Here is a 26349-nt window from a genome sequence, read left to right on the forward strand (position 1 = left end):
GCCCTGATGAGAAATCAGGACGAATATGTCACCAGAAAGGGGAAACTGGCTTGCTGAGAACCATAGAATCTCCCACAACGGGTAGCGGTGCTTGCAGAAATGTGAGGACTACGCAGATCCATTGTGGAGCGGCCTAGCCGGAGCGCCGGACCGGCCGCGATGGGCCGCGCAGCGGACCCCACGATCTATAATTCACCCAGGAAGTCCAAGGCGGCTCATACCCATACCAATACCACCCGGGCACATGCAGGCCGCTCAATCGACTGGCAACAAAACACCCTCGCGCCCCAAGTGATACCGCTGAAGGTCCGCGGCCAATGTGAGGTTGCCGGCATAATGCAGGGCAGCCTCCTGCCTGATGTCATCAATCGATGGGCTGCGCCGATTGTCGGCCTGGTAGCGCGCACTGAAGTGCGTCAGCACCAGGTTACGCACTCCGGCCGCTTCGGCAAACCGAGCCACTGCCGCCGCAGTACTATGGCCATACGTCACGCCGGATCGCTCCACCGCAGGTTGCGTAAAGGTCGCCTCATGCACCAGCACATCGGCACCTGCCGCTGCCTCGGCCAGCAGTTCGGGCGTGTCGTTGTCGCCGCAGATTATGATGCGGCGGGCAGCTCGACCCGGCTGAAGGTAGTGCGCCGCTTGCAGCTCACGACCTTGGTGATTCACTGCCAGGCCTTTTGCCAGCGCCCCCCACAGCGGCCCACGAGGCACGCCTTCGGCGTCAAGGCGCCTGCTGTCCAGCCGTGGCTCGGGGCAGCGCTCCTCGAAGAGGTAGCCCACGCTAGGCACGCGGTGCGACAAAGTGACGGTGCTCACCGTTACGGCCGCGTTGTGCCAGCCACTGAACTCTTCGACGGGCAACAGCCGCAGATCGAAGGACAGATGACTGTCGGTAACCGCCAAGCTGACGCGCACCCAATCGTGCAAGGCCCGGGGCAACACCACATCCAACGGTTGGCGCCGCCCGTTCATGCTTGCACTGGCCAGCAGGCCGGGCAAACCCAGGCAGTGGTCGCCATGTACATGGGTGATGAAAATGCCGCCCAGGTCCTGGGTCGACAGCGGTGTGTGCAGCAGACGATGCTGAGTGCCCTCACCGCAATCGATCAAGTACCAGCGTTTACCCGTCGCCTCCAGCAGCGCCGTTGCGCTGACGTTGCGGGCCTTGGTCGGGGCACCGGCGCTGGTGCCCAGAAACAGCAGGTCCATGTCTACTCCTTGTCATGCGCCATCAAAGTCTTATTCGACGCCTGTGCTGTCAGCCTGGCGCCAGACCAGTTTGCTGGTGTCATAGCCTTGCTCGCGGGCAATGTCCAGCAGTTGGTCACGGGTCTTGTCCGGAATGGCCGGGGTGCGGGACAGCAACCACAGGTACTCGCGGTTAGGATGGCCGACCAGCGCTACGCGGTAGTCCTTGTCGTGATAGAGCACCCAGTACTCACCCTTGGTCAGGTCAGGCGCCAGGCGGCTGAACCAGTTGTCGAAGCGTACCCAGAGCTTGTCGGTGCTGCCCGGCTGCTGAGCTTCGGCGATACCCTTGGCCTCGTTCCACTGGCCGTCTTTCTCCCTGCAGCGGTTGGTCACATCGATTCGGCCATCGGTGCGCAGGGCGTAGTGGGCTTCTGATTGCACACAGTTGCGCTGGAAGAACATCGGCAACCTTGCCAGCTCGTACCAGGTGCCCTGGTAGCGTTGCAGGTCCACCTGCTGCGTGCGCGGTGGGGCAGGGTGATCATTGCCGGCGCAGCCAACCAGGGCAAGGGCCATGCAGGAAAGCATCAATGCCTTGCGTATCGCCATTGTGTTTCTCCTGAGAGTGAGTGCTTACACAGATTCGATGCCTGCCTTGAGCAAAAGTTGTACGCGCGTTCGTTGCCAGGCCTCCACCGTCCGCCCGTTCCGGCAGTCCCGCTTTTGGCAGACGCACGGCAACCGGGCTGCGCTACCATCGCTGTCATTGCCAGAGCCCACAGGAGTGTCGCCCGTGACCCAGTACAGCGCGTTCAAGGTCGAGCTGAACGAGAACATTGCCCACGTTCAGATCAACCGCCCGGAAAAACTCAACGCCATGAATGCCGCGTTCTGGGAGGAAATCATCGAGATCTTCCAGTGGGTGGATGACACCGACGCGGTACGGGCCGTAATCATCAGCGGCGCTGGAAAACATTTCTCGGCCGGTATCGACCTGGCCATGCTGGCCTCGGTCGCGGGGCAGATGGGCAAGGACCCTTCGCGCAACGCCCGGACGTTGCGCAAGACCATCCTGAGCCTGCAAGCCTCGTTCAACGCCGTCGACCGCTGCCGCAAGCCCGTGCTGGCAGCGGTGCAGGGCTACTGCATCGGCGGGGCCATCGACCTGCTGTCAGCCTGCGACATGCGCTATTGCAGCCGTGACGCGCAGTTCTCCATCAAGGAAATCGACATGGGCATGGCCGCGGACGTCGGCACACTGCAGCGTTTGCCACGCATCATCAACGACGGCATCATGCGGGAACTGGCCTACACGGGACGCACCGTCGAAGCCGAAGAGGCGCTGCGCATCGGCCTGGTGAACCGGGTCTACGATGACCAGGCCACCTTGCTCGAAGGTGTGTTCGCCATTGCCCGGGACATCGCCGCCAAATCACCGATCGCCGTGGCGGGTACCAAGCACATGCTCAGCTACATGCGTGATCACCGCATCGACGACGGCCTCGAGTACATCGCCACCTGGAATGCGGCGATGTTGCAGTCCGAAGACATGCGCCTGGCCATGGCTGCACACATGAACAAACACAAACCGTCGTTCGCCGACTGACAGAGTCGACGGGCGCACCTCACAGGAATGCCCTTATGTCAGCACGCTGGACGACCGCAGTACTCGACCCGCAAACGCCCGCCGGACTGGCCGTGGCCCACAGCCCGGAGGGTTTTCTGGTTGGAGAAGAGGGCGCGTTGTTCCAGCGCGACTGGCTCAAGCGCCAGGGGCTGGATGTGCTGTGCGAGCACGGCATCGGCCACTTCGACGGCCAGCCGGTGTTTCTACTTGAGCTCGCCAAGGCCGGCCCAATAGCCGGTTGCAGCTGGCGCGGCCTGCGCACGTTCATGCTCGAAGGGGATGCCGAGACCTACACGGTCCTGGGTTATGCCGCGCAGGTCGGCACATGGGCGCGCGAACATCGGTTCTGCGGCAGTTGCGGCCAGCCCATGTCACAAATCCGCTGGGAGCGCGCCATGCACTGCAGCGCGTGCGACCTGCGCAGCTACCCGCGCATCTCGCCCAGCATGATCGTGTTGATTACACGGGGCGACGAGATCCTGTTGGCGCGCTCGCCGCGTTTCGTGGCAGGTGTGTACAGCACCCTGGCAGGCTTCGCCGAACCCGGCGAGTCGGCCGAAGACTGCCTGGTGCGCGAGGTGCGCGAAGAGGTGGCGCTGGAGGTCCAGAACATACAGTACGTGGGTAGCCAGTGCTGGCCCTTCCCACACTCGATGATGCTGGGCTTTCATGCCGAATACGCCAGTGGCGACATCGTCATGCAGCCGGATGAAATCGAGGACGCCCGCTGGTTCAATGTGCACGACCTGCCGCCGCTGCCGGCGGGGCGGTCGATTGCCCGTTACCTGATTGATCTTTATGTCGCGCGTCGCCTGGGGAGACAAAAGCCTGTCTTGCCGAGCTAGGTACTCGAATTTTGGCTGCCCTTACGATAGACAGGTGGAGCATCATGCAAGGACAGGGCCATGCGAATGTAATAATTTGCCGCTGCCGCAGCAACGTCATGAGGTACTACAGCATCGTTGCCTATTTCACTGTATTGCGGCGGATCTGGTGGGCGGCCGACCATGCTCTCTGCTACTTCCCTAGCATGGATTGGTAATTCGCGTTTGAGCCGGCTCAAGCGATCTCGGCTTTGAGCTATTTTTTTACTCACGCTTTTCAGCTTATGGGCTGCATAGGCTTCTGGAACGTCAGATTCAGCGTTACTTGCCAGCTCTAACTGTCTTGAATAGTGGGTCATTTTTTCAATTCTTTTGGGAAGCTTGATGGCCATTTCAGCATCCCATCCATTTGCTTCTGGATGGTGGTACCACCCACTGTAGGCTTTGGTGACCGCATCAGCATCTGTGCGTTTAATCTTCGTCAAAGAATATTTCGGTTCGACTTTACGCCAGGGCCAAGGCCAGTGTCCTGAAGGATCAATATTGTTGATCGGATCTCCGCCACAATAAGAATACGTATTGATCCCGCCGGATAAAAAAGGACTTAAATTATCCGTCGTATAGAACCGCATCAGCTTCGGATTATACACGCGGTAGCCGTTACCCAAGTGGTACCAGCGCGTCACAGCGTCTAGCCAATGCCCGGTAAAACCAAGAGTTAACGGCCGTGACGCGCCCGCAGCGCAAAACCCATAGCACGTATAGCTTGAGCGATCATGTGAGTTAGGCATGTTTACCGACCAGGGTGAGTGTGTTTCATGACTATCAGCTAGGCCGGAGCGATTTGGAAACTAGTAAAAATGGCAGTAGCGCTGTGCTCGCAGTCCTCCACACAATTGACTATTGAAACTCAAAGCTCATTGATAGGACCTTGAAGTCTGTGTGAAAGGTCTTGAGATGAAGGTCAGCCAAGGCTTTTTTCAATGCAGCATCACCGAGCGTCAAGGCTTTTCACACAAGCTTAGCGCCGTCACACCTGGCCAAACCAGTGCTGCCAGGCCAGGCGCACGGTCAGGGCCAGCACCACGGTGATGAACACAGGGCGGATGAACTTGCTGCCGCCGCTGATTGCCGTTCTGGCGCCGAAGAAGGCGCCGACCATGACCGACAGGCCCATGCACAGGCCGACGATGTAGTCCACCTGCCCGGAAATCACGAACACCGTCAGGGCTGCGATGTTGCTGACGAAGTTCATGCTGCGGGCCACGCCACTGGCGCGAACCAGGTCGATGGGATAGAGCAGCAGGGTACTGACCGTCCAGAACGCACCTGTACCCGGCCCAGCCACGCCGTCATAGAAACCCAGGGTCAGGCCTTGCGGCAGCTGCCACTTCTTGCGAATCGGGGCATCGGCGTCCAGTGGCGCCTTTGGCGTGCCGCCGAACAACAGGTACAGGCCGCAGGCGAACACGATCACCGGCAGCATCTTGTTCAACCATTCGGCGGGCATGTAGTGCGCAACGACCGCCCCTAGCAGGGCCCCGGCCAAGGTGCCGAACAGGGCACGACGCCACTGCACCGGGTGAAAAAGCTTACGCCTGTAGTACGTCAGGCCGGCCGTGGCCGAGCCGAACGTAGAGCTGAGCTTGTTGGTGCCCAGTACCAGGTGAGGCGGCATGCCCGCTGTCAGCAGGGCGGGCGTGGTCAGCAGGCCGCCGCCGCCAGCGATGGCATCGATGAAACCGGCGACGAAAGCGACCACTGCCAGGATGAGCAGGGTCAAAGGTTCTACGGTAAGTTCGAAAGGCATGGGAATCTGGCAGGCAATGTGAGGGTATGCGACAAAACGCCGCGCGATAAGCGGGACATGTTAATACCCCCACCGTGCAAGTGCCAACGCGGGTGTTGATCGAGGTACCCGCGCCAGCACGATACGGTCGTGATCACAGGAACCAGCGGTACTCGCGAGCACTGATCTCATGCATGAACGCCAGGTGGTCCTGGCGCTTGTTTTCGCAGTACACCCTGACGAATTCGGCCCCCAAGCCTTCGATCACCGCAGGCGCGTGCTGCATGGCCGCCACTGCGCTGAGCATGTCCTTGGGAAAGTCGATGCCGCTGGTGCGGTCGTCGTTCAACGGTGCGATGGGCTCCTGCGCGGCGTCAAGGCCCTGCTCCAGGCCGCACAGGATGGCGGCCAGCACCAGGTAGGGGTTGGCATCGGCGCCGGCCAGACGATGTTCGATGCGCAAGTTGCGGGCATCGGATTCGGGGATGCGAATACAGGCATCGCGGTCTTCGTACCCCCAGCTGGCCCGGCTGGCGGCGTTGACCATGGCGCCGTAACGGCGAAATGCATTGTGGTTGGCGGCGAAGATTGGCATGCAATGGGGCAGCAGAGACAGGCATCCGGCTACTGCATGGCGCAGCGGACGCTGACCATCGGCGGCCAGCAGGTTGTTGCCTCCCTCGTCATACAGGCTGACATGCACATGCATGCCACTGCCGGGCGCATGCAGGTAGGGTTTGCTCATGAACGAGGCGCGGTGGCCGTGCTTGCGTGCTACACCGCGCGTACTACGGCTGAACAACGCCGCCCAGTCCGCCGCTTGCAGCCCGTTGGTGCAGTGTCCGAAATTGATCTCGAACTGGCCTGGCCCCAGCTCGGCGGTGATGACGTTGGCATCCACGCCCTGCACGTTGGCTGTGGCAACCATGTCATGCAGTACGTCTGCGAAGCGGCTCAAGCGCTCGATGTGCAAGTTGGGCTGGTCGTCCTCATCGGCGCTCAGCGGGTCGCGAGGAAACTGCGGCAGGCCCGCTTTGAGCGCGCGGTCGAACAGATAGAACTCCAGCTCGAACGCCACGACCGGATGAATCCCGCGGCGTGCCAGGCGTTGCAGAACACGCGCCAGCACCTCACGAGGCTCGAACGCGATGGGCGCTGGCGTTGCGTCGCTGCTGATCAGCATCTGCCCCAAGGGCTGCGCTTCCCATGTGACGGGCTTCAATGTGCCGGGCACCAGCCGGCGCAGGGCGTCAGGGTCGCCGTCGTTGAAGCAATAGTCGCCGATCTGGAACAGGCCACCCTGGGTGCCGAGCAGCACCGCGTTCTGGGGCAGTTTGAGCGGGCTACCGGCGGCGACCTTCTCAAGCATGTCGATCGGGTAGCGCTTGCCATAGAAATGGCCTGGGATGTCGAGGCTGATCAGGTCGACATGGCGCACGTCGGGATACCGGGCACGAAAGGTGCGAACTTCAGCAAGTACATTCGGGAAGCTCGTTTGCGCAGGCGTGCGTTCCGAGTCCAGGCTCATGGGCAACTCCACAGTGAAACAGGTCCAGGGAAATCTAGCAGATGCCGCCCAATCCGCCCGCTATGGCCTGCACCCACAGGTTCATGTGGGCTTCTTCCTCGGTTGCCTGGCTTTACTTGCGCCACTTTTGGGGCCTGCTGCCTTGCCTGACGTTGATCGGGCCTTACCGCTGCTTCTGCGCTTTTTCTTCCAGGGCGGGGCAGCGCCCGCCGCCGGCCCAGTAATGGTCATGCGCAGGCCGCGGCAACGTTCTACCAGCTTGCCCATCCAGGCCGATTGCCGGGCCACGAATTCTTCCAGGCTCATGTCGCCGCTTTGCACCATGTCCAGTGCCTGCTCCCAGATGGCAGTGGTGCCGGGGTCGGCGATGGCGCGGGGTACGGCGTCGATCAGGCTGAAAGCGGCAGGCGTTGCTGCCAGCGCCTTGCCACTTTTGACCAGGTAACCTCGGTCCAGCAGGCCCTGGATGATGCTGGCACGGGTGGCCTCGGTACCGATCCCAGTGGTTTCCTTGAGCTTCTGCTTAAGCCGAGGGTCGTCCACCAGCTTGGCCACGTTCTTCATGGCCTTTATCAGGTCGCCTTCAGTGAAGGGCTTGGGTGGTTGGGTCCACAGGTCTTTGAGCTGGACATCCTGGACCGCGCAGGCTTGGCCTTCGCGCAACGTTGGGATTACCTGGGGCGGGGCGGCTTCGCGGCCCTTGGCTGGCGTCAACGCTTCTGGCAGGGCGCGACGCCAGCCTGGCTCGACGATCTGCTTACCCACGGCGCGCAAGGCGTGGTTTGCGCAGTCGAAGTCTGCCTGGGTGCGGTCGTATTCATGGTGGGGTAGAAACTGTGCCAGGTAACGCGCGCGGATCAGGGTGTACACCGACTTGTGCTTGGCTGGCAGGCGCCCTGGGTCGCTGGCGGCGACCGTCGGTATGATGCCGTGGTGGGCACTGACCTTGGTATCGTTCCAGGCACGTGAACGGCGCTGGGGCTCAAGATGAGGTTGCAAGGGGGCCAGGCTGGCATCGGCCCGCTGCAGCGCCGCCAGAATGGCCGGCGCTTCCCCGTGCTGGCTCAGCGGCAGGTAACCGCAGTCGCTGCGCGGGTAGGTGATCAGCTTGTGGGTCTCGTAGAGCGCCTGGGCGATATCCAGGGTTTCCTGAGCGCCCAGGCCGAACTTTTTCGAGCACAGCTCTTGCAGGGTACCGAGGTCAAAGGGCAGGGGTGCGGCTTCGCGCATACGTTCCGTAGTGACTTTCACGGCCTGGGCAACACCGGCCTGCTCGATGGCGGCGGCCGCTTGCTGCGCCAATGCCTGGTTCAGGCAGCGCCCCTGGTCGTCGCAGGCGTCCTCCGGCGCCCGCCACTGGGCCATGAACGCCTGGTTGGCGTGGCTTAGACGGACATCGATGGCCCAGAAGGGCACGGGTACGAACTGTGCGATGCTGCGGTCTCGGTCCACTACCAGGCGCAGGGTCGGCGTTTGCACGCGACCCACCGGGAGTACGCCCTGGTAGCCGGACTGACGCCCAAGCAGCGTGAACAGCCGGCTCATGTTCATCCCGATCAGCCAGTCGGCACGTGAACGGCCCAGCGCCGAGTGGTAAAGGTTGAAGGTTTCCTGACCCGGCAGCAGGCGGGCCAGCGCCTTGCGAATCGACGCATCATCGAGCGCGGACAACCAGAGGCGTTGTACCGGGCCACGGTAGCGACAGTGTTCGACCAACTCGCGGGCAATCATTTCGCCTTCGCGGTCGGCATCGGTTGCAATGACCAACTCGCGGGCTTCGCCCAACAAACGCTTGACCGCCTTGTACTGGCTGGCGGTCTTGGGCTTGACCAGCATCTTCCACTGTTGCGGGATGATCGGCAGGTCGGCCAGGGTCCAGCGCTTGTAGCGCTCGTCATAGCTGTCGGGTGGGGCCGTTTCCAGCAGATGGCCAATGCACCAGGTCACGCACACGTCGGTGCCTTGCCAACACCCATCGCCTTTGCGATTGGCGCCGAGCACTTTGGCGATGTCTTTTGCCTGGGAGGGTTTTTCACACAGAAACAGCCGCATGGCCACTGACGCTTCATCGATGGATATGAGCGCTAGGATGCGGGTGCGCAACGAAGTAGGCAAGTTTTATGTGGATGGATGTACAGTGCAAGGCGTATCCGGATGTGCCGGCCGATAAAAGCCGGCACAGGATTGGCGCGATATCAGCGGGATCGGATACGGCTACCGGTAAGCGTGCGGCCGGCATGCCAGCTTCTGACCGGCGCGAGTGCGCACGTGAGCTCGAGCCGCTCCTGTATGGACAAGAGCGGCAGTCGCCCCACCACGCCGTGGTTCAGACGCACGCAGGCCTGGCACGTTTCACGAAGGCAAGTGCGACTCGCGCACCATGTCTACGTGAGGGATGCCGGCTTCAAGAAACTCCTCGCTGACCACTTTGAAGCCCAGCCGCTCGTAGAACGGTGTGGCGTGCACCTGCGCGCTCAGCCGCTGCGGCTTGAGGTCACGGCCTTGCGCTTCGGTGATGACGGCATTGACCAGCGCGTCGCCCACTTTCAAGCCGCGCCAATCCTTGAGCACCGAGATTCGGCCGATGGTGCCATCGGCGAGCAAGCGCGCGGTGCCGATCGGGTAGTCGCCCTCCAGAGCCAGGAAATGCAAGGCATCCTGGTCTTCGGAGTCGAACTCCAGTTCGACCGGTATGTGCTGCTCGGCGACGAACACCGCCTCACGGATGCGGCGAATGTCGGCGTTGTCCTTGACCCAGTCGGCCAGGCGCACCCGAATCTTATTCATCGGCAAAACCCAGGCTGCCTTGCTTGACCAACTGCTGGATCAGCATCACTGCATCTTCATCCTGCAACCACTGGCCGAGGTTCTCGATATGCAGGGCGTCGGCAACGCATACCAGCTTGAGCAGGTCGCGCAGCTTTCCAGGGAGTGGGCAGCTACGTCCGCTGGCGAACAGCAACAAGTCGCTCTCGAACTCGGACCAGGCCATGCGAGCGCTCGGGTTGCGAATCAGGATGGCGCCCTGCTGCAAGGCGTTGAGCAGCTCCTGCTCGGACAATTCTTCGCCAACGATCTGCTCGGGGTAACGCGGCTCGGTCATGAACTGGCCAAACCAGGTCAACAGCAAATCCTTGTCCCCCATGTGCTTGTCCAGCAGGGCCTTGAGGCGGTCCAGGGCATCATGCTGGATCTGGTGAGGGTCGCTGACCGGCTGTGCATCGGCGTCGCTGTAGCGCTCTTCGTCCGGCAGGAACTGGCCGAGGAAGTCGGTGAAGTGGGTGAGCACCTCGGCGGCGCTCGGTGCGCGGAAACCGACCGAGTAGGTCAGGCAATCGTCCACGGCAACCCCGTAGTGAGCCAGGCGCGGCGGCAGGTACAGCATGTCGCCAGGCTCCAGGGTCCACTCGCCGCTTTGCTCGAAATCGGCCAGGATGCGCAGGTCGCTGTGCTCGAGCAGGGCGCTGTCACTGTCGCACATCTGCCCGATCTTCCAGTTGCGTTGCCCATGGCCTTGCAGCAGGAACACGTCGTAGTTGTCGAAGTGCGGACCAACGCTGCCGCCGGGGGCTGCGAAGCTGATCATGACGTCGTCGATGCGCCAGCTGGGCAGGAAGCGGAAGTTCTCCAGCAGCTCTGCCACTTCCGGCACGAACTGGTCTACGGCTTGTACCAGCAGCGTCCAGTCCTGTTCTGGCAGCTCGGCAAACGTGTCCTCGTTGAACGGGCCGCGGCGCATCTCCCACGGGTGCGCGCCGTGCTCGAGCACGATACGGGACTCGACTTCATCCTCCAGCGCCAGGCCAGCCAGCTCGTCCGGATCGATCGGGCTGATGAAATCGGGGAATGCCTGGCGCACCAGCAGCGGCTTTTTCTGCCAGTAGTCGCGCATGAATTCACGGGCCGTAATGCCGCCCAGCAGCTGCAGTGGAGTATCAGGATTCATCTTCAACCTATTGAAAAAACGTAATTTTCAGACGGGAATAAAAACGCCCGGCCAGGCCGGGCGTTGGGCGCAGAGCGCGCGTTAGACGCGTTTTGCCTGCGCTGCCGCGTTACCGATGTAGGTAGCGGGGGTGAGTTGCTTGAGTTCGGCCTTGGCTTCGGCGGGCATGTCCAGCCCATCGATGAAGCTGAGCAGGGCGTCTGGCGTGATGCCTTTACCGCGGGTCAGCTCCTTGAGCTTCTCGTAGGGGTTCTCGATGTTGAAGCGACGCATGACGGTTTGGATCGGCTCGGCCAGCACTTCCCAGCAGGCATCCAGGTCGGCAGCGATGCGGGCATGGTTCACTTCGAGCTTGCCGATGCCTTTGAGGCTGGCTTCATACGCGATGACGCTATGGGCAAAGCCCACGCCCAGGTTGCGCAGCACGGTGGAGTCGGTCAGGTCACGCTGCCAGCGCGAAACCGGCAGCTTGCTGGCCAGGTGCTGGAACAGGGCGTTGGCGATGCCCAGGTTGCCTTCGGAGTTTTCGAAGTCGATGGGGTTGACCTTGTGCGGCATGGTCGAAGAGCCGATTTCGCCGGCAACGGTCTTCTGCTTGAAGTAGCCCAGCGAAATGTAGCCCCACACGTCCCGATCGAAATCGATGAGGATGGTGTTGAAGCGCGCGATGGCGTCGAACAGCTCGGCGATGTAGTCGTGCGGCTCGATCTGGGTTGTGTAGGGGTTGAACTGCAAGCCCAGCTCGTCTTCGATGAAGGCGCGGGCGTTCTGCTCCCAGTCAATCTGCGAGTAGGCCGACAGGTGGGCGTTGTAGTTGCCCACGGCGCCGTTGATCTTGCCCAGCAGCGGCACGGCAGCGACCTGGGCGATCTGACGTTCCAGGCGGTACACGACGTTAGCCAGCTCCTTGCCGAGGGTCGTCGGGGAGGCAGGCTGGCCATGGGTGCGCGAGAGCATCGGCACGTCGGCGTGGGCATGGGCCAGGGCGCGAATGGCGTCGGCGATCTGGCGCATCAGCGGCAACAGCACCTCGTCACGGCCGGCGCGCAGCATCAGGGCGTAGGACAGGTTGTTGATGTCCTCGCTGGTGCAGGCGAAGTGGATGAATTCGCTGACCTTGGCCAGCTCAGGCAGCTGGGCGGCCTGCTCCTTGAGGAGGTATTCGATCGCCTTGACGTCGTGGTTGGTGGTGCGCTCGATTTCCTTGACTCGCTCGGCGTGCTCGAGCTTGAAATCGGTGGCCAGGTTGTCCAGCAGCGCGTTGGCTTCGGCGGAGAACGCCGGCACTTCGCTGATCTGCGGGTGGGCGGCCAGGCGCTGCAACCAGCGCACTTCGACCAGGGCGCGGAAACGGATCAGGCCGAATTCGCTGAAGATGGGGCGCAAGGCCTGGGTTTTGCCGGCGTAACGGCCGTCTACAGGGGAAACCGCAGTGAGCGAAGAAAGCTGCATGGGGTGTTCTCGGACAGTCAGGCTTTTGGAGGGCGCATATCATACATGAAAAATGCGCTGGAGTCGGGGGGCTGACCAAAGGTTGCTTGAATCTGCTCGGTTTGCTGAGCGGGCGCTGCACCGATTCGGTAGCGGGGACGCCGGCATAAATTCATCGCTATCAGCGCGCGCTGGGGCTGCCGTGCAGCCCATCGGGGCACAAGGCCCCCCTATAAGGCGTGTGGTCAGCCAGGAGCGTTTGCGTCTGCGCATCAGAGCGTTTGCGCGCCGGTTTCAGGGCGCTGTGCGCATCATGTCGTAAAGCTCGTTGAGCAATTTGCGCCGGCTGAACACCAATTGCCAGCGGTGCCCGCCCAGCTGGCGCCATAGCCGTGCAGCGCGGATACCGGCCAGGAGCAACGCACGGATCTTGGAGGCGTTGTTGGGCTGTTGCAGGAAGCGCATGTCGCCGTGCACCTGGATGCGCTGACGCAAGGTGCTCAAGGTGTCCTGGTACAGCGCGCCGCTTGAAGCGATGACGTTCTCGTGCACCAGGCCGAAGTGATCGGCCTGGGACTGGATCTGCGGCAGGCGGTTGCCGATGGTCTCGAGCAGGTCGCCGCGCTTGTTCAACTGCCGCTCCAGGCCCAGCATTGACAAGGCATAACGCAAAGGCTCGCGCTGCAGACTGCTGGGGTCGCGCTCCAGCGCCCCGACCAGCGCGCGGTAACCGTCGCGCAGGTTCAGGTCGTCGCCACCGAATACCTCCAGCGTATCCTTGGGGTCGCGCACCAGCAGGCTGCCCAGCATGCAGCCGATATCGGCTTCGCTGGCCTGCCCGGTGCGGGCGATGCGGTCCACCAGCACGGCTGCCTGGAACACGCCACCCAGCGCGATCAATTGTTCCTGCACGCGGTTCACGAGCGTGGGCTCCAAGGCTCGGCTGCTTCGATCACACCGCCGCCCAGGCAAACCTCGCCGTCATAGAACACCACCGACTGGCCAGGCGTAACGGCGCGCTGCGGCTCTTCGAACACGGCCCGATAACCAGTGGCCGTGCGGTGAAGGGTGCACTGCTGGTCGTGTTGTCGGTAGCGAACCTTGGCAGTGAGCTGGCGTGGGCTGTCGAGGTCGACCGGGTTTACCCAGAAAATTTCGGAAGCCAGCAGGGCGCGGGAGAACAACCAAGGGTGTTCATTGCCTTGGCCGACCACGAGCACATTGCGGGTCAGGTCCTTGTGCAGTACATACCAAGGCTCGTCCCCGGCATCCTTCAGGCCGCCGATGCCCAAGCCCTGGCGCTGGCCAATGGTGTGGTACATGAGGCCATGATGGCGACCGATCACTTCACCGTCGGTGGTTTCGATGTCGCCGGGTTGAGCCGGCAGGTATTGCTTGAGGAAGTCGCTGAAACGCCGCTCACCGATGAAGCAGATGCCGGTGGAGTCTTTCTTCTTGGCTGTGGCCAGGCCGTGTTTCTCGGCAATGGCGCGCACCTCGGGTTTTTCCAACTCACCCACCGGGAACAAGGTGCGGGCGATTTCCTTGCCGCCCACGGCATGCAGGAAATAGCTCTGGTCCTTGTTCGGGTCCAGGCCTTTGAGCAGTTGGGTCAGCTCGCCCGTGTCGCGGCGGCGCACATAGTGACCGGTGGCGATCAGGTCGGCGCCCAGGGACAGGGCGTAGTCCAGGAATGCCTTGAACTTGATCTCACGGTTGCAGAGGATGTCGGGGTTCGGGGTGCGGCCGGCCTTGTATTCCTCAAGGAAGTGCTCGAAGACGTTGTCCCAGTACTCGGCCGCGAAATTGGCGGTGTGCAGGGTGATGCCGATGCGGTCGCAAACAGCCTGGGCATCCGCCAAGTCTTCACGGGCCGTGCAGTATTCGGTGCCGTCGTCCTCTTCCCAGTTCTTCATGAACAGCCCTTCCACCTGGTAGCCCTGCTCCATGAGCAGAAGGGCGGAGACGGAAGAGTCCACGCCGCCGGACATGCCGACGATGACGCGGGTCTTGGCGGGGTCTTTGAGTGCTGGGCTGGTCATGGTTACCGATGTAGATCAAGAGGAAAAACGCCGATACTACCAAACCCGCAGCGGCGCGTCAGTCGCGCAGCAGGTCGAGGCTATGCAGCGGGCCTTGCAGGTAGTCGTCAAGGCAGCGTGGCACCAGTTCACTGCGCCAGCGCGCGGGGTCGGCGAGCAGCTCGTCACGCGTCAGCCACAAGGCGCGCTCGATATCGCTGTCCAGGGGGCTGTCGACCCGATGACGGACCGGGCGGGCGGCAAAGCAGATGCGCTGGTAGGTCACGCCGTTGCTCGGGGCCGTATACAGGTAGATGCCAACCAGTCCGGTCAGCTCGACCTCCCAGGCCGTTTCTTCCAGGGTTTCACGCAGCGCCGCCTGGGCCAGGGTTTCATTGGGTTCCAGGTGACCGGCAGGCTGGTTGTAAACATGTTTCCCGGCCTTGAACTCTTCGACAAACAGAAACCTGCCGTGGTCTTCGACAACGGTGGCGACGGTGATATGGGGGTGCCAGGTCATGCAATGCTCCAGGGTGAGCGAGTTGGCCGTTCTGCGGCCCAGAAAGCACGAACCCCGGTGCGTGGCCGGGGTTCGTGGGTTACGTCAAGCGAGCCTTACAGGGCAGCTATGGCGCTGTTCAGGGTCTGGCTTGGGCGCATGACCTTGGCAGTCAGGTCGGCGTCAGGGGCGTAGTAGCCACCAATGTCAACTGGCTTGCCTTGGACCGCGTTGAGTTCGGCAACGATTTTTTCTTCGTTGTCGCTCAGGGCCTTGGCCAGCGGGGCGAAGCGAGCTTTCAGGGCCGCATCGTCATCCTGGGCTGCCAGTGCTTGTGCCCAGTACAGGGTCAGGTAGAAATGGCTGCCGCGGTTGTCGATGCCGCCGACCTTGCGCGAAGGCGACTTGTTGGTGTCCAGGAACTTACCGGTCGCCTGATCCAGGGTCTGGGCCAGCACCTTGGCGCGTGGGTTCTCGTAGGTGTTGCCCAGGTGCTCCAGGGACGCGGCCAGGGCCAGGAATTCACCCAGCGAGTCCCAGCGCAGGAAGTTCTCTTCCACCAACTGCTGCACGTGCTTGGGTGCCGAGCCGCCAGCGCCGGTTTCGAACAGACCGCCGCCATTCATCAGCGGCACGATCGACAGCATCTTGGCGCTTGTGCCCAGTTCCATGATCGGGAACAGGTCGGTGAGGTAGTCGCGCAGCACGTTGCCGGTCACCGAGATGGTGTCCTTGCCTTCGCGGATGCGAGCCAGGGAGAACTTGATGGCCTCGACCGGGGACATGATGCGGATATCAAGGCCGGACGTATCGTGGTCCTTGAGGTAGGTTTGCACCTTCTCGATCATGGCGCTGTCGTGGGCGCGAGCCGGGTCCAGCCAGAACACGGCCGGGGTATCGCTCAGGCGGGCGCGGTTGACGGCCAGCTTGACCCAGTCCTGGATCGGCGCATCCTTGACCTGGCACATGCGGAAGATGTCACCTGCTTCGACCTGCTGTTCCAGCACCAGGTTGCCCTTGGTGTCGACAACGCGCACGACGCCATCGGTCTTGATCTGGAAGGTCTTGTCGTGGGAGCCGTATTCCTCGGCTTTCTGCGCCATCAGGCCAACGTTCGGCACGCTGCCCATGGTGGTCGGGTCGAAGGCGCCATTGGCCTTGCAGTCTTCGATGGTGGCCTGGTAGATGCCCGCGTAGCAGCGGTCCGGAATGATCGCCTTGGCGTCCTGCAGCTCGCCTGCGCTGTTCCACATCTTGCCCGAATCACGGATCATGGCCGGCATCGAGGCGTCGACGATCACGTCGCTTGGCACGTGCAGGTTGGTGATGCCTTTATCGGAGTTGACCATCGCCAGGGCAGGGCGGTCGGCGTACAGGGCCTGGATGTCCGCTTCGATTTCGGCCTGCTTCTCGGCTGGCAGGTCCTTGATGCGGGCGTACAGGTCGCCGATGCCGTTGTTGGCATTGAAGCCTACCTCAGCCAGGGCAGCAGCATGCTTGGCCAGTACATCGTTATAGAATTCTTCGACGATGACGCCGAACATGATCGGGTCGGAAACCTTCATCATGGTCGCTTTCAGGTGCACCGACAGCAGCACGCCGGATGCCTTGGCGTCGGCGATCTGCTCGGCGACGAAGGCCTTGAGGGCCTTGCGGCTCATGGTGGCGCAGTCGATGATCTCAGCTGCCTTGACGGCGGTTTTTTCTTTCAGGACGGTGGTGGTGCCGTCGGCGCCGACCAGTTCGATGCGCAGGCTGTCGTCAGCCTCGATCAGTGCAGCCTTCTCGCTGCCGTAGAAGTCGCCCTGGTTCATGTGAGCCACGTGCGACTTGGAGTCGGCCGCCCAGGCACCCATCTTGTGAGGGTGCTTGCGTGCGTAGTTCTTGACCGACAGCGGTGCGCGGCGGTCGGAGTTGCCTTCGCGCAGGACCGGGTTCACGGCCGAACCCTTGATGCGGTCGTAGCGGGCGCGCGATTCCTTTTCCTCGGCGGTAGCCGGTTCGTCGGCGTAGTCCGGGATGTTGAAGCCCTTGCCTTGCAGCTCCTTGATCGCAGCCTTGAGCTGCGGGACCGAGGCGCTGATGTTAGGCAGCTTGATGATGTTGGCTTCGGGGGTGGTGGCCAGTTGGCCCAGTTCCGCCAGGTGATCGCCTACCTGTTTCTCTGCGCCGAGTTGCTCCGGGAAGGCTGCAAGAATACGGCCTGCCAGGGAGATGTCGCGGGTTTCGACGGCAATGTCAGCGCAAGCGGTGAAGGCTTCGATGATCGGCAGCAGCGAGTAGGTGGCGAGGGCAGGAGCTTCGTCGGTGAAGGTATAGATGATCTTGGAACGGGTGGGCATGCGGGCTAACTCTCTGTGTGCTGAGCGTGCTCGAGTCTCGTGGTGCACCGGGTAGGCGCACCGCCCTGGCAGCGCCATGGGCGGAAAGTCGAGAGGCTGCGAGCTGTGATGGTGGATGCATCAGTCGAGCGTCAAGTGCCGAGCTGCGGTAACAACCCGGGCTTATTGGCCTGAGATGGCCTGGGACGGTCCGCATTTTCCTAGGGATCGCCCCGGTGACCCTGCGGTCGCGGGGCAGTATATCAAACCAATCAGCCTAATCATCAAGACTGAGTGATATCGGCCCATTTATAAGACCAAAGACGTAGCGACAATGTGACCGGTTGTCGCACAGAGCAGCATCGCGGCCCGTGCAGGCGCTAAGAGGGGTCAGAATGACGAATTTGTAACTTCATGCGTACAGATACGCCGCACGCTGGTGGTCATTATGCGTACGGTACTCCGAGGATGGAAATACGGGCGTCACGCACCCACAGTGCTGACTACCGGCGTCGCGTCACGTGACAGCGCCGGCGCGGCTTCCTGGGTACGGATGTTGACAGCATGCAGGCCTTTCGGGCCCTGGATGACGTCGAACTGTACGGACTGCCCGGCCTTGAGCGTCTTGTAGCCGTCCATCTGGATCGCGGAAAAATGGGCAAAGAGGTCTTCGCTCTTGCCCTCCTCGACCACGAATCCATACCCTTTGGCGTTGTTGAACCACTTGACTTTACCGTTTGCCATCCCTATGTCCCTCTGCAAGGACTCCATCACTGGAGTATCATCCACTTCATCCGCATACGAACCTTCGGAAAAAATCGGGTTGGCTGCGCGGATCTTTATTGACCACGGTGTGTTCCTATTGGTTGTAACACCGTTTTGCCGATAGTCAAGGTCATGCAGCGGCCAGGCCGTACCGCTTGCTGCAGGGTCAACCCATAACCTTATCCTGTCGATGTGATGAAATTCTTTCCATGCATGCACACAGCCAGATTCGACTAACATTCAATCAGGATCGCCCTCAATCCAACGAGGACGATGGCGCTGGTCTGGCGGTTCAGGAAGCCAAGCCGATCCTGCAGGCGCCGCCTATGTACAAGGTGGTTTTGTTCAACGATGACTACACGCCGATGGATTTCGTCGTCGAAGTGCTCGAAACGTTCTTCAATCTGAACCGCGAGCTGGCGACCAAGATCATGCTGACCGTCCATACCGAGGGGCGGGCAGTGTGCGGATTGTTTACCCGCGACATCGCCGAAACGAAGGCCATGCAGGTCAACCAATACGCCAGGGAAAGCCAGCATCCGCTACTCTGTGAAATCGAGAAGGACGGTTAATCGCCGACCACTTGGGTATGAGGTGAAGCTATGTTAAACCGCGAGCTCGAAGTCACCCTCAATCTTGCCTTCAAGGAGGCCCGTTCGAAGCGTCATGAATTCATGACGGTCGAGCATCTGCTGCTGGCCCTCCTTGACAATGAGGCTGCCGCGACCGTTCTGCGCGCCTGTGGCGCCAATCTCGACAAGCTCAAGCATGACCTGCAAGAGTTCATCGATTCTACGACCCCTTTGATTCCCGTTAGCGACGAAGACCGCGAGACGCAGCCGACCCTGGGCTTCCAGCGTGTGCTGCAGCGTGCGGTGTTCCATGTGCAGAGCTCCGGCAAGCGCGAGGTCACCGGTGCCAATGTGCTGGTGGCGATCTTCAGCGAACAGGAAAGCCAGGCCGTGTTCCTGCTCAAGCAGCAGAGCGTTGCCCGCATCGATGTGGTCAACTACATCGCCCATGGCATCTCCAAGGTGCCCGGCCATGGGCCGCATTCGGACAGCGACCAGGAAATGCCGGACGATGAGGGCGGTGAAACCACCTCTTCGAGCAATCCACTGGACGCCTACGCCAGCAACCTTAACGAGTTGGCCCGCGCCGGGCGCATCGACCCGTTGGTTGGGCGCGAACAGGAAGTCGAGCGCGTGGCGCAAATCCTGGCTCGGCGCCGCAAGAACAACCCCCTGCTGGTAGGTGAGGCCGGCGTGGGCAAAACTGCCATTGCCGAGGGCCTGGCCAAGCGCATCGTCGACGGCCAGGTGCCTGATCTGCTGGCTCAGAGCGTGGTCTATTCCCTTGATCTGGGTGCTTTGCTGGCCGGTACCAAATACCGCGGCGACTTCGAGAAGCGCTTCAAGGCGCTGCTCGGTGAGCTGCGCAAGCGGCCACAGGCCATCCTGTTCATCGACGAAATCCATACCATCATTGGTGCCGGCGCAGCGTCTGGCGGCGTAATGGATGCCTCCAACCTGCTCAAGCCGTTGTTGTCGTCGGGCGAAATCCGCTGCATCGGTTCCACTACGTTCCAGGAATTCCGCGGGATTTTCGAGAAGGACCGGGCGCTGGCGCGGCGCTTCCAGAAGGTCGATGTGAGTGAGCCTTCCGTGGAGGATACCGTTGGTATCCTGCGCGGCCTGAAGGGGCGTTTCGAAAGCCACCATAACATCGAGTACAGCGACGAAGCTTTGCGTGCAGCGGCGGAACTGGCCTCGCGCTACATCAATGACCGGCACATGCCCGACAAGGCCATCGACGTCATCGACGAAGCCGGCGCCTACCAGCGCCTGCAGCCTGAGGCCAATCGCGTGAAGCGGATCGACGTCCCTCAGGTCGAGGACATCGTCGCCAAGATCGCCCGTATTCCACCCAAGCATGTCACCAGCTCCGACAAGGAGTTGCTGCGTAACCTGGAGCGGGATCTGAAGCTGACGGTGTTCGGTCAGGACGCAGCCATTGATTCGCTTGCGACCGCCATCAAGCTGTCGCGTGCAGGGCTCAAGTCGCCTGATAAGCCTGTGGGTTCGTTCCTGTTCGCCGGCCCTACCGGCGTGGGCAAGACCGAGGCAGCGCGCCAGTTGGCCAAGGCACTGGGGGTCGAGTTGGTGCGATTCGACATGTCCGAATACATGGAGCGTCACACCGTGTCGCGCCTGATCGGTGCGCCACCTGGCTACGTCGGGTTCGACCAGGGCGGTCTGTTGACCGAGGCCATCACCAAGCAGCCGCACTGCGTGTTGCTGCTCGATGAGATCGAGAAGGCCCACCCGGAAGTCTTCAACCTGCTTCTGCAGGTCATGGACCACGGCACCCTGACCGACAACAACGGGCGCAAGGCGGACTTCCGCAACGTGATCCTGATCATGACCACCAACGCGGGTGCTGAAACCGCTGCGCGGGCATCCATCGGCTTTACCCACCAGGACCATGCGTCCGATGCCATGGAGGTCATCCGCAAGAGCTTCACACCGGAGTTCCGCAACCGTCTGGATACCATCATCCAGTTCGGCCGCCTGAGCACCGAGACCATCAAGAGTATCGTCGACAAGTTCCTCATCGAGCTGCAGGCGCAACTTGAGGACAAGCGCGTGCTTCTGGAGGTCAGCGACGCGGCGCGTGGCTGGCTGGCGGTGTCGGGCTACGACGTGCAGATGGGTGCGCGGCCGATGGGTCGACTGATTCAGGACAAGATCAAGCGGCCCCTGGCCGAGGAGATTTTGTTCGGCGAATTGGCCGAGCACGGCGGTGTGGTGCACGTGGACCTGCGCGATGGCGAACTGGTCTTCGACTACGAGACCACTGCCGAGGTGGCCTAAGCCTCAGGGGCCGCATGCGGCCCCTTCCTTATCCACACAGGCACAAAAAAGCCCGGCACATGCCGGGCTTTTTCATGGCTGGAGCTTAGCGCGCACGGTACGTGATGCGGCCCTTGCTCAGGTCATACGGCGTCAGCTCGACGCGAACCTTGTCGCCAGTGAGAATACGGATGTAGTTCTTGCGCATCTTTCCGGAGATGTGCGCGGTTACGACGTGCCCGTTTTCCAACTCCACGCGGAACATGGTGTTGGGCAGGGTGTCGACGACAGTGCCTTCCATTTCGAAGCTGTCTTCTTTCGACATGCAGTAGAGCCCTCGGATCCAGTGTTGGCCCGACGCATAACCGCACCGGGCAAAAAAGTGGCGTGGATTATGCCCGAAAACTGTGTGTCAAGCCAATGCTTTCAGTTGAGGGCAACCCAACGCTGGTTTATCAACAACTCGATAGGCCGATACTGCGTCTTGTAGTTCATTTTCTTGCAGTTCTTGATCCAGTAGCCGAGATAAACGCCGTCCAGATCGAGTCGCAACGCCTCGCCAATCTGCCAGAGGATGGCAAACCGTCCCAGACTGCGGCGCTCTTCATCAGGCTCGTAGAAGGTGTACACGGCAGAAAGGCCATTGGGCAGCAGGTCGCAGACGGCGACTGCCAGCAGCCGGCCGCTGGCGCGAAATTCGTAGAACCAGCAAAACGGCAATTGGCGAACCAGGAACGTGGAAAACTGATCGCGGCTGGGTGGATACATGTCCCCATCAGCGTGACGCGCCTCAATGTAGCGCCGGTACAGATCGAAATACTCTTCCTTGAAAGCAGGGCGTGCAGCGGTGACCGTCACATCGGCGTTGCGCTTGAGAATTCGACGCTGCTGACGGCTGGGGACAAACCGTGCCGGCGGTATGCGCGCAGGCACGCACGCGTTGCAGTTCTGGCAATGAGGGCGATAAAGGTGATCGCCACTGCGGCGAAATCCCATCTCCGAAAGGTCGGCATACACGTTAACGTCCATTGGCTGGCTGGGATCCAGGAACAACGTGGTGGCCTGCTCGTCGGGCAGATAGCTGCAGGTGTGGGGTTGAGTGGCATAGAACTTCAACCGCGCCAACTCTGTCATGGTCAACCCCTTCGGTGAGACTTTGCCTAAGTGTAAGCCAGGTGTGGAAAACGCGCCTAGCAAACCCAGGTGGCGGTATTGGGCTGATCGAGGTGGCGTACCAGGTAGTCTGCGAATTCACGCCGACTGATAGCGTGGGCCCCCAGGCTTAGCAGATGATCGGTCTGCATCTGGCAGTCGATCAGCACGAAGCCGGCTGCTTCCAGGTGCCGGACCAGCGTCACGAAGCCAACCTTCGAGGCATTGTCCGCGCGGCTGAACATGGATTCCCCGAAAAACAGCTGCCCCATGGCCAGGCCATACAGGCCGCCCACCAACTCACCGTCCTGGCGAACTTCGACCGAATGGGCAATACCGCGTGCGTGCAGTTCACAGTAGGCCATGCGCATGGGGTCGGTGATCCAGGTGCCGTTGGTGTAATCGCGCGGCGCTGCGCAGGCTGCGATGACTGCGGCGAAGTCGGTGTCGAAGCTGACCTGGTAGCGGCCTTGGCGCATCCATTTGGCCAACGAACGCGACACATGCAATCGAGCAGGCGCCAGCACGGTGCGCGGGTCAGGCGACCACCACAGGATCGGCTGGCCATCCTGGTACCACGGAAAGCAGCCGTGACGGTAAGCCTGGACAAGCCGCTCGGGCGTCAGGTCGCCGCCTGCGGCGAGCAGGCCGTTGGGCTCTTGCAAGGCGCGGTCCAGCGCAGGGAAAGTCAAGGAATCGCGTTTCAGCCAGGTCAACATGGTGGGTCATGCGGTAGGGGAGGGGGGTGGCCAGCATGGCGCGATGGGCAAATGGGGTCAATCGCTTCGAGGTCGCGATTGGGCGCTGCGTGGTTGATCGCTGCGCCAGTGATCGGGTGGCTCGTGCTGAACTGCGGGCCATGGGCAGGGCCGGTGTAGGCAGTGTCTCGCAGTGATCTGGGCAATTTCGGACACAATGCAGCTATGGCCGGCACCATCGGCGACATTTGCTGTCACACCTGTGCAAAAACACAGCATAAGCCTTTGTCACAGAAGACAATGCGTGCTCAAATTGCAGCTATTGGAAAGTCGCCCCCGGCCAGATCCCCAGACGGCGTGCCGCCATGGCGGCTGGCGGGCAGTAATGTTAAAAGTAGTGATCCGTTGGCTGCGGCCCTGGCCGATCACTATTGGACGCGCACCACGCGCAGGAATAGACGCGTTTTGAAGAAATCCACCGCAACCCCAGCTCCCTTGCCCGTGCCCCTGTGGCGGCAGCAGCTGCACTACCGTCTCAAGGAGGGTGCGCTGATCGCTGTCGGCGCCCTGTGCCTGTACCTGTGGATGGCGCTGCTGACCTACGACACCTCGGACCCGGCCTTCAGCCACACCGCCACCGTCGACCAGGTGCAGAATGCCGCCGGGCGAGCCGGCGCCTATTTCGCCGATATCCTGTTCATGGTGCTGGGCTACTTCGCCTACATCTTCCCGTTGCTGCTGGCGATCAAGACCTGGCAGATTTTCCGCCAGCGCCACCAGCCCTGGGACTGGAGCGGCTGGTTGTTCTCCTGGCGGTTGATAGGCCTGATATTCCTGGTGTTGTCCGGGGCCGCGCTGGCCCATATCCATTTCCATCCTCCGGCAAGCATCCCGTTCTCGGCCGGCGGCGCCCTGGGCGAAAGCCTGGGCGACCTGGCTCGCAACTTCCTGAATGTGCAGGGCAGCACCCTGATGTTCATCGCCCTGTTCCTGTTCGGGCTGACGGTGTTCACCGACCTGTCGTGGTTCAAGGTGATGGACATGACCGGCAAGATCACGCTGGATCTGCTGGAACTAGTGCAGGGCGCGGCCTCGCGCTGGTGGGAGGCGCGTAACGAACGCAAGCGCCTGGAAGCGCAGTTGCGCGAGGACGAGCCCGTCGTCAAGGCCAAGCCTGTGGCGCCCGAACCCCGTGAGCCGGCCAAGCCTGCACTGCGCGAGCGCTTGTTCAAGCGCGAGCCTGCGCCTGCTCAGCCCGAGCCGCGCGAACCGACCCTGGGCGGTGAGCCTGTGACGATGCGCGACCCGGTTGCGCGTGAGCAAGGGGTGGTGCAGCGCGAACCTGTGATCACACGCGAATCGGCACCGGCCCGGCCTTCGGCGCCCGCGCCAGCGGTCGTGCCGGCCCTGATCTCCAACATCGTGCCACCCTCGGCTGCCAAGGCGCCCGAGCCAGTCAAGCGCATCGCCAGAGAAACCCCGGCGCCGCAATTCATCGACAGCGCAGTGGAAGGCACCTTGCCGCCGATTTCCATCCTGGACCCGGCTGAACAGAAAAAGATCGAGTATTCCCCCGAGTCCTTGGCTGGTGTTGGTCAACTGCTGGAAATCAAGCTCAAGGAGTTTGGTGTCGAGGTGGCGGTGGACTCCATTCATCCAGGGCCTGTGATTACCCGGTACGAAATCCAGCCGGCCGCCGGGGTGAAGGTGAGCCGCATCGCCAACCTTGCCAAGGACCTGGCGCGGTCGCTCGCCGTGACCAGTGTGCGGGTGGTCGAGGTGATTCCGGGCAAGACCACTGTGGGTATCGAGATTCCCAACGAAAATCGCCAGATGGTGCGCTTCTCCGAAGTACTTGCCACCCCGCAGTACGACGAACAGAAGTCGCCGGTCACCCTGGCCCTGGGCCACGATATCGGCGGCAAACCGGTCATCACCGACCTTGCGAAGATGCCGCACTTGCTGGTGGCGGGTACGACCGGCTCGGGTAAGTCGGTGGGCGTGAACGCGATGATCCTGTCGATCCTGTTCAAATCCAGCCCCGAGGATGCGCGGCTGATCATGATCGACCCGAAAATGCTCGAATTGTCGATCTACGAAGGCATTCCGCACTTGTTGTGCCCCGTGGTCACCGACATGAAGGACGCGGCCAATGCCCTGCGCTGGAGCGTGGCGGAAATGGAGCGGCGCTACAAACTGATGGCCGCCATGGGCGTGCGCAACCTGGCGGGCTTCAACCGCAAGGTCAAGGATGCCCAGGAAGCCGGCGAAATCATCCACGACCCGCTGTATCGCCGCGAAAGCATGGAGGATGAACCGCCTGCCTTGAAGACGCTGCCGACCATCGTGGTGGTGGTGGACGAATTCGCCGACATGATGATGATCGTCGGCAAGAAGGTCGAGGAGCTGATCGCACGCATCGCGCAGAAGGCGCGGGCTGCCGGTATCCACTTGATCCTGGCGACCCAGCGACCCTCGGTGGATGTGATCACCGGCCTGATCAAGGCCAACATCCCGACGCGCATGGCGTTCCAGGTGTCGAGCAAGATCGACTCGCGTACCATCATCGATCAGGGCGGTGCCGAGCAGTTGCTGGGCCACGGTGACATGCTGTACATGCCGCCTGGCACCAGCCTGCCGATCCGGGTCCATGGCGCATTCGTGTCCGATGACGAAGTGCACCGTGTGGTCGAGGCGTGGAAGCAGCGCGGCGCCCCTGACTACAACGACGACATCCTCAACGGTGTTGAAGAAGCCGGCAGCGGCTTCGAAGGTGGCAGTGGCGGTGGTGATGGCGACGATTCCGAAAGCGATGCCCTGTACGACGAAGCCGTACAGTTCGTGCTCGAGAGCCGCCGCGCGTCCATTTCCGCCGTGCAGCGCAAGCTCAAGATCGGCTACAACCGGGCGGCCCGTATGATCGAAGCCATGGAGATGGCCGGCGTGGTCACTCCGATGAACAGCAACGGCTCGCGGGAAGTGATTGCCCCAGGCGGCCCACGCGATTGATATCACCCTGCCGGGCGCCAACGGTGGTGCTCGGCCCATTCAACGCTCAATGAGGATTCCCATGCGCGCTATTCGCATGCTGTTGGTTTCGGCCCTTGCCCTGGGCCCGGTCTCGGCGTTCGCCGGCGAGCAGGATGTCCAGCGCCTGACCCAGTTGCTGGAAAAGTCGCAGACCATCGAAGCCAATTTCTCCCAGCTGACCCTGGATGCAGGCGGCACCAGCCTGCAGGAAACGTCCGGCAAGATGACGGTCAAGCGCCCAGGCCTGTTCTACTGGCACACCAATGCGCCCCAGGAGCAGGTGGTGGTATCGGACGGCAAGAACGTCACCCTGTGGGACCCGGACCTCGAGCAGGCTACCGTCAAGAAACTCGACGTGCGCCTGAACCAGACGCCGGCGCTGCTGCTTTCCGGTGATGTGTCGAAGATCAGCCAGAGCTTCGATATCGTCTCCCGTCAGCAGGGCGATGTGATGGACTTTACCCTCAAGCCCAAGACCAAGGACACCCTGTTCGACTCGCTGCGTGTATCGTTCCGCAAGGGGCTGATCAATGACATGCAGCTGATCGACAGCGTTGGCCAGCGTACCAACATCCTGTTCAATGGCGTCAAGGCCAATCAGGCGGTGGCGGACAGTACCTTCAAGTTCGACATCCCCAAAGGTGCAGACGTCATCAAGGAGTAACCAGA

At 61.7% G+C, this 26349-nt stretch carries 23 protein-coding genes; 6 read left to right on the forward strand and 17 right to left on the reverse strand.

What is annotated here, in order from left to right; genetic code table 11:
• Nucleotides 1-255 precede the first annotated feature (255 nt).
• Complete coding sequence (locus FS767_RS05265) at nt 256-1215, reverse strand: MBL fold metallo-hydrolase (RefSeq protein ID WP_144964468.1); 960 nt, start codon at nt 1213-1215, stop codon at nt 256-258.
• Nucleotides 1216-1245: 30 nt separating this feature from the next.
• Entirely contained in the window at nt 1246-1806 is a 561-nt protein-coding gene (locus FS767_RS05270; protein WP_058603477.1) for a lipocalin family protein, read from the reverse strand.
• Nucleotides 1807-1990: 184 nt separating this feature from the next.
• Between FS767_RS05270 and FS767_RS05275 the strand changes: the two genes are divergently transcribed.
• Both FS767_RS05275 and nudC read left to right on the forward strand, forming a co-directional pair.
• Nucleotides 1991-2803, forward strand: coding sequence for a crotonase/enoyl-CoA hydratase family protein (locus FS767_RS05275; RefSeq protein WP_144964469.1), 813 nt, complete (start codon nt 1991-1993; stop codon nt 2801-2803).
• 35 nt (nt 2804-2838) lie between these two features.
• Nucleotides 2839-3669, forward strand: a complete 831-nt coding sequence (nudC, locus tag FS767_RS05280) for an NAD(+) diphosphatase (RefSeq protein ID WP_144964470.1) — start codon at nt 2839-2841, stop codon at nt 3667-3669.
• On the opposite strand, the gene FS767_RS23400 is transcribed toward nudC, so the two are convergent.
• From FS767_RS23400 to cspD, 12 genes are all read right to left on the reverse strand, one after another.
• Nucleotides 3666-4439, reverse strand: a complete 774-nt coding sequence (locus FS767_RS23400) for an RHS repeat-associated core domain-containing protein (RefSeq protein WP_144964471.1) — start codon at nt 4437-4439, stop codon at nt 3666-3668. The genes nudC and FS767_RS23400 overlap by 4 nt on opposite strands.
• Before the next feature lie 239 nt (nt 4440-4678).
• Nucleotides 4679-5458, reverse strand: a complete 780-nt coding sequence (locus tag FS767_RS05290) for a TSUP family transporter (RefSeq protein ID WP_144964472.1) — start codon at nt 5456-5458, stop codon at nt 4679-4681.
• A gap of 133 nt (nt 5459-5591) precedes the next feature.
• Nucleotides 5592-6965, reverse strand: a complete 1374-nt coding sequence (locus FS767_RS05295; RefSeq protein WP_144964473.1) for a glutamine synthetase family protein — start codon at nt 6963-6965, stop codon at nt 5592-5594.
• 81 nt (nt 6966-7046) lie between these two features.
• The gene (locus FS767_RS05300) at nt 7047-9017 is read right to left on the reverse strand and encodes a DNA topoisomerase III (RefSeq protein ID WP_144964474.1); all 1971 of its coding nucleotides are present in this window, start codon (nt 9015-9017) and stop codon (nt 7047-7049) included.
• A gap of 300 nt (nt 9018-9317) precedes the next feature.
• Nucleotides 9318-9752, reverse strand: coding sequence for a GNAT family N-acetyltransferase (locus tag FS767_RS05305; protein ID WP_058603472.1), 435 nt, complete (start codon nt 9750-9752; stop codon nt 9318-9320).
• Nucleotides 9745-10911: a cupin domain-containing protein gene (locus tag FS767_RS05310; protein ID WP_144964475.1), complete on the reverse strand. Its 1167-nt coding sequence runs from the start codon at nt 10909-10911 to the stop codon at nt 9745-9747. Before FS767_RS05310 ends, FS767_RS05305 begins: the two co-directional genes overlap by 8 nt.
• Nucleotides 10912-10992: 81 nt before the next feature.
• On the reverse strand, nt 10993-12363 hold the full coding sequence (purB, locus tag FS767_RS05315) for an adenylosuccinate lyase (RefSeq protein WP_144964476.1): 1371 nt from the start codon (nt 12361-12363) through the stop codon (nt 10993-10995).
• 273 nt (nt 12364-12636) lie between these two features.
• Nucleotides 12637-13263, reverse strand: coding sequence for a high frequency lysogenization protein HflD (gene hflD / locus FS767_RS05320; protein ID WP_027916192.1), 627 nt, complete (start codon nt 13261-13263; stop codon nt 12637-12639).
• Nucleotides 13260-14384 (reverse strand): tRNA 2-thiouridine(34) synthase MnmA, encoded by a 1125-nt coding sequence (mnmA, locus tag FS767_RS05325; RefSeq protein WP_144964477.1) that lies wholly within the window; start codon nt 14382-14384, stop codon nt 13260-13262. Before mnmA ends, hflD begins: the two co-directional genes overlap by 4 nt.
• A 58-nt stretch (nt 14385-14442) precedes the next feature.
• Nucleotides 14443-14883, reverse strand: a complete 441-nt coding sequence (locus tag FS767_RS05330) for an NUDIX hydrolase (RefSeq protein ID WP_144964478.1) — start codon at nt 14881-14883, stop codon at nt 14443-14445.
• Between the two features lie 95 nt (nt 14884-14978).
• Nucleotides 14979-17204 carry an NADP-dependent isocitrate dehydrogenase gene (locus tag FS767_RS05335; RefSeq protein WP_144964479.1) on the reverse strand — a complete coding sequence of 742 codons (2226 nt, stop codon included), beginning with the start codon at nt 17202-17204 and terminating at the stop codon, nt 14979-14981.
• Between the two features lie 462 nt (nt 17205-17666).
• Nucleotides 17667-17927 (reverse strand): cold shock domain-containing protein CspD, encoded by a 261-nt coding sequence (gene cspD / locus FS767_RS05340; RefSeq protein WP_144964480.1) that lies wholly within the window; start codon nt 17925-17927, stop codon nt 17667-17669.
• A gap of 230 nt (nt 17928-18157) precedes the next feature.
• Here cspD and clpS point away from each other — a divergent pair, with 230 nt between their 5' ends.
• Complete coding sequence (gene clpS, locus FS767_RS05345) at nt 18158-18520, forward strand: ATP-dependent Clp protease adapter ClpS (RefSeq protein ID WP_023534830.1); 363 nt, start codon at nt 18158-18160, stop codon at nt 18518-18520.
• 30 nt (nt 18521-18550) lie between these two features.
• A complete protein-coding gene (gene clpA / locus FS767_RS05350) occupies nt 18551-20821 on the forward strand; it encodes an ATP-dependent Clp protease ATP-binding subunit ClpA (RefSeq protein WP_058603465.1) in 2271 nt (756 codons plus the stop codon).
• Between the two features lie 85 nt (nt 20822-20906).
• Here the strand turns inward: clpA and infA are convergent, their stop codons facing one another.
• The 3 genes from infA to aat all read right to left on the reverse strand — a co-directional run bounded on the left by infA (nt 20907) and on the right by aat (nt 22671).
• Nucleotides 20907-21125, reverse strand: coding sequence for a translation initiation factor IF-1 (gene infA, locus FS767_RS05355; protein ID WP_002553999.1), 219 nt, complete (start codon nt 21123-21125; stop codon nt 20907-20909).
• A gap of 101 nt (nt 21126-21226) precedes the next feature.
• Nucleotides 21227-21934: an arginyltransferase gene (locus FS767_RS05360; protein ID WP_058603464.1), complete on the reverse strand. Its 708-nt coding sequence runs from the start codon at nt 21932-21934 to the stop codon at nt 21227-21229.
• Between the two features lie 56 nt (nt 21935-21990).
• Nucleotides 21991-22671 (reverse strand): leucyl/phenylalanyl-tRNA--protein transferase, encoded by a 681-nt coding sequence (aat, locus tag FS767_RS05365; RefSeq protein WP_144964481.1) that lies wholly within the window; start codon nt 22669-22671, stop codon nt 21991-21993.
• 444 nt (nt 22672-23115) lie between these two features.
• Here aat and FS767_RS05370 point away from each other — a divergent pair, with 444 nt between their 5' ends.
• Together FS767_RS05370 and lolA are read left to right on the forward strand one after the other, a co-directional pair.
• Entirely contained in the window at nt 23116-25659 is a 2544-nt protein-coding gene (locus FS767_RS05370) for a DNA translocase FtsK (protein WP_178102715.1), read from the forward strand.
• A gap of 61 nt (nt 25660-25720) precedes the next feature.
• Nucleotides 25721-26344, forward strand: coding sequence for an outer membrane lipoprotein chaperone LolA (gene lolA, locus FS767_RS05375; protein WP_058603462.1), 624 nt, complete (start codon nt 25721-25723; stop codon nt 26342-26344).
• Nucleotides 26345-26349 lie beyond the last annotated feature (5 nt).

The sequence above is a fragment of the Pseudomonas sp. DE0010 genome (genome assembly GCF_007680745.1).
Classification (GTDB): Bacteria; Pseudomonadota; Gammaproteobacteria; order Pseudomonadales; family Pseudomonadaceae; genus Aquipseudomonas; species Aquipseudomonas parafulva_B.

Bases quoted from the DNA above. Each gene is read 5' to 3' on its own strand.
- FS767_RS05270 (WP_058603477.1), bottom strand. From the start codon at position 1,806: ATGGCGATACGCAAGGCATTGATGCTTTCCTGCATGGCCCTTGCCCTG.
- FS767_RS05265 (WP_144964468.1), bottom strand. From the start codon at position 1,215: ATGGACCTGCTGTTTCTGGGCACCAGCGCCGGTGCCCCGACCAAGGCC.
- clpS (WP_023534830.1), top strand. From the start codon at position 18,158: ATGCATGCACACAGCCAGATTCGACTAACATTCAATCAGGATCGCCCT.
- FS767_RS05305 (WP_058603472.1), bottom strand. From the start codon at position 9,752: ATGAATAAGATTCGGGTGCGCCTGGCCGACTGGGTCAAGGACAACGCC.
- cspD (WP_144964480.1), bottom strand. From the start codon at position 17,927: ATGGCAAACGGTAAAGTCAAGTGGTTCAACAACGCCAAAGGGTATGGA.
- clpA (WP_058603465.1), top strand. From the start codon at position 18,551: ATGTTAAACCGCGAGCTCGAAGTCACCCTCAATCTTGCCTTCAAGGAG.
- FS767_RS05300 (WP_144964474.1), bottom strand. From the start codon at position 9,017: ATGCGGCTGTTTCTGTGTGAAAAACCCTCCCAGGCAAAAGACATCGCC.
- mnmA (WP_144964477.1), bottom strand. From the start codon at position 14,384: ATGACCAGCCCAGCACTCAAAGACCCCGCCAAGACCCGCGTCATCGTC.
- FS767_RS05290 (WP_144964472.1), bottom strand. From the start codon at position 5,458: ATGCCTTTCGAACTTACCGTAGAACCTTTGACCCTGCTCATCCTGGCA.
- FS767_RS05360 (WP_058603464.1), bottom strand. From the start codon at position 21,934: ATGACAGAGTTGGCGCGGTTGAAGTTCTATGCCACTCAACCCCACACC.
- purB (WP_144964476.1), bottom strand. From the start codon at position 12,363: ATGCAGCTTTCTTCGCTCACTGCGGTTTCCCCTGTAGACGGCCGTTAC.
- FS767_RS05335 (WP_144964479.1), bottom strand. From the start codon at position 17,204: ATGCCCACCCGTTCCAAGATCATCTATACCTTCACCGACGAAGCTCCT.
- FS767_RS05310 (WP_144964475.1), bottom strand. From the start codon at position 10,911: ATGAATCCTGATACTCCACTGCAGCTGCTGGGCGGCATTACGGCCCGT.
- FS767_RS23400 (WP_144964471.1), bottom strand. From the start codon at position 4,439: ATGCCTAACTCACATGATCGCTCAAGCTATACGTGCTATGGGTTTTGC.
- lolA (WP_058603462.1), top strand. From the start codon at position 25,721: ATGCGCGCTATTCGCATGCTGTTGGTTTCGGCCCTTGCCCTGGGCCCG.
- FS767_RS05330 (WP_144964478.1), bottom strand. From the start codon at position 14,883: ATGACCTGGCACCCCCATATCACCGTCGCCACCGTTGTCGAAGACCAC.
- FS767_RS05295 (WP_144964473.1), bottom strand. From the start codon at position 6,965: ATGAGCCTGGACTCGGAACGCACGCCTGCGCAAACGAGCTTCCCGAAT.
- nudC (WP_144964470.1), top strand. From the start codon at position 2,839: ATGTCAGCACGCTGGACGACCGCAGTACTCGACCCGCAAACGCCCGCC.
- infA (WP_002553999.1), bottom strand. From the start codon at position 21,125: ATGTCGAAAGAAGACAGCTTCGAAATGGAAGGCACTGTCGTCGACACC.
- aat (WP_144964481.1), bottom strand. From the start codon at position 22,671: ATGTTGACCTGGCTGAAACGCGATTCCTTGACTTTCCCTGCGCTGGAC.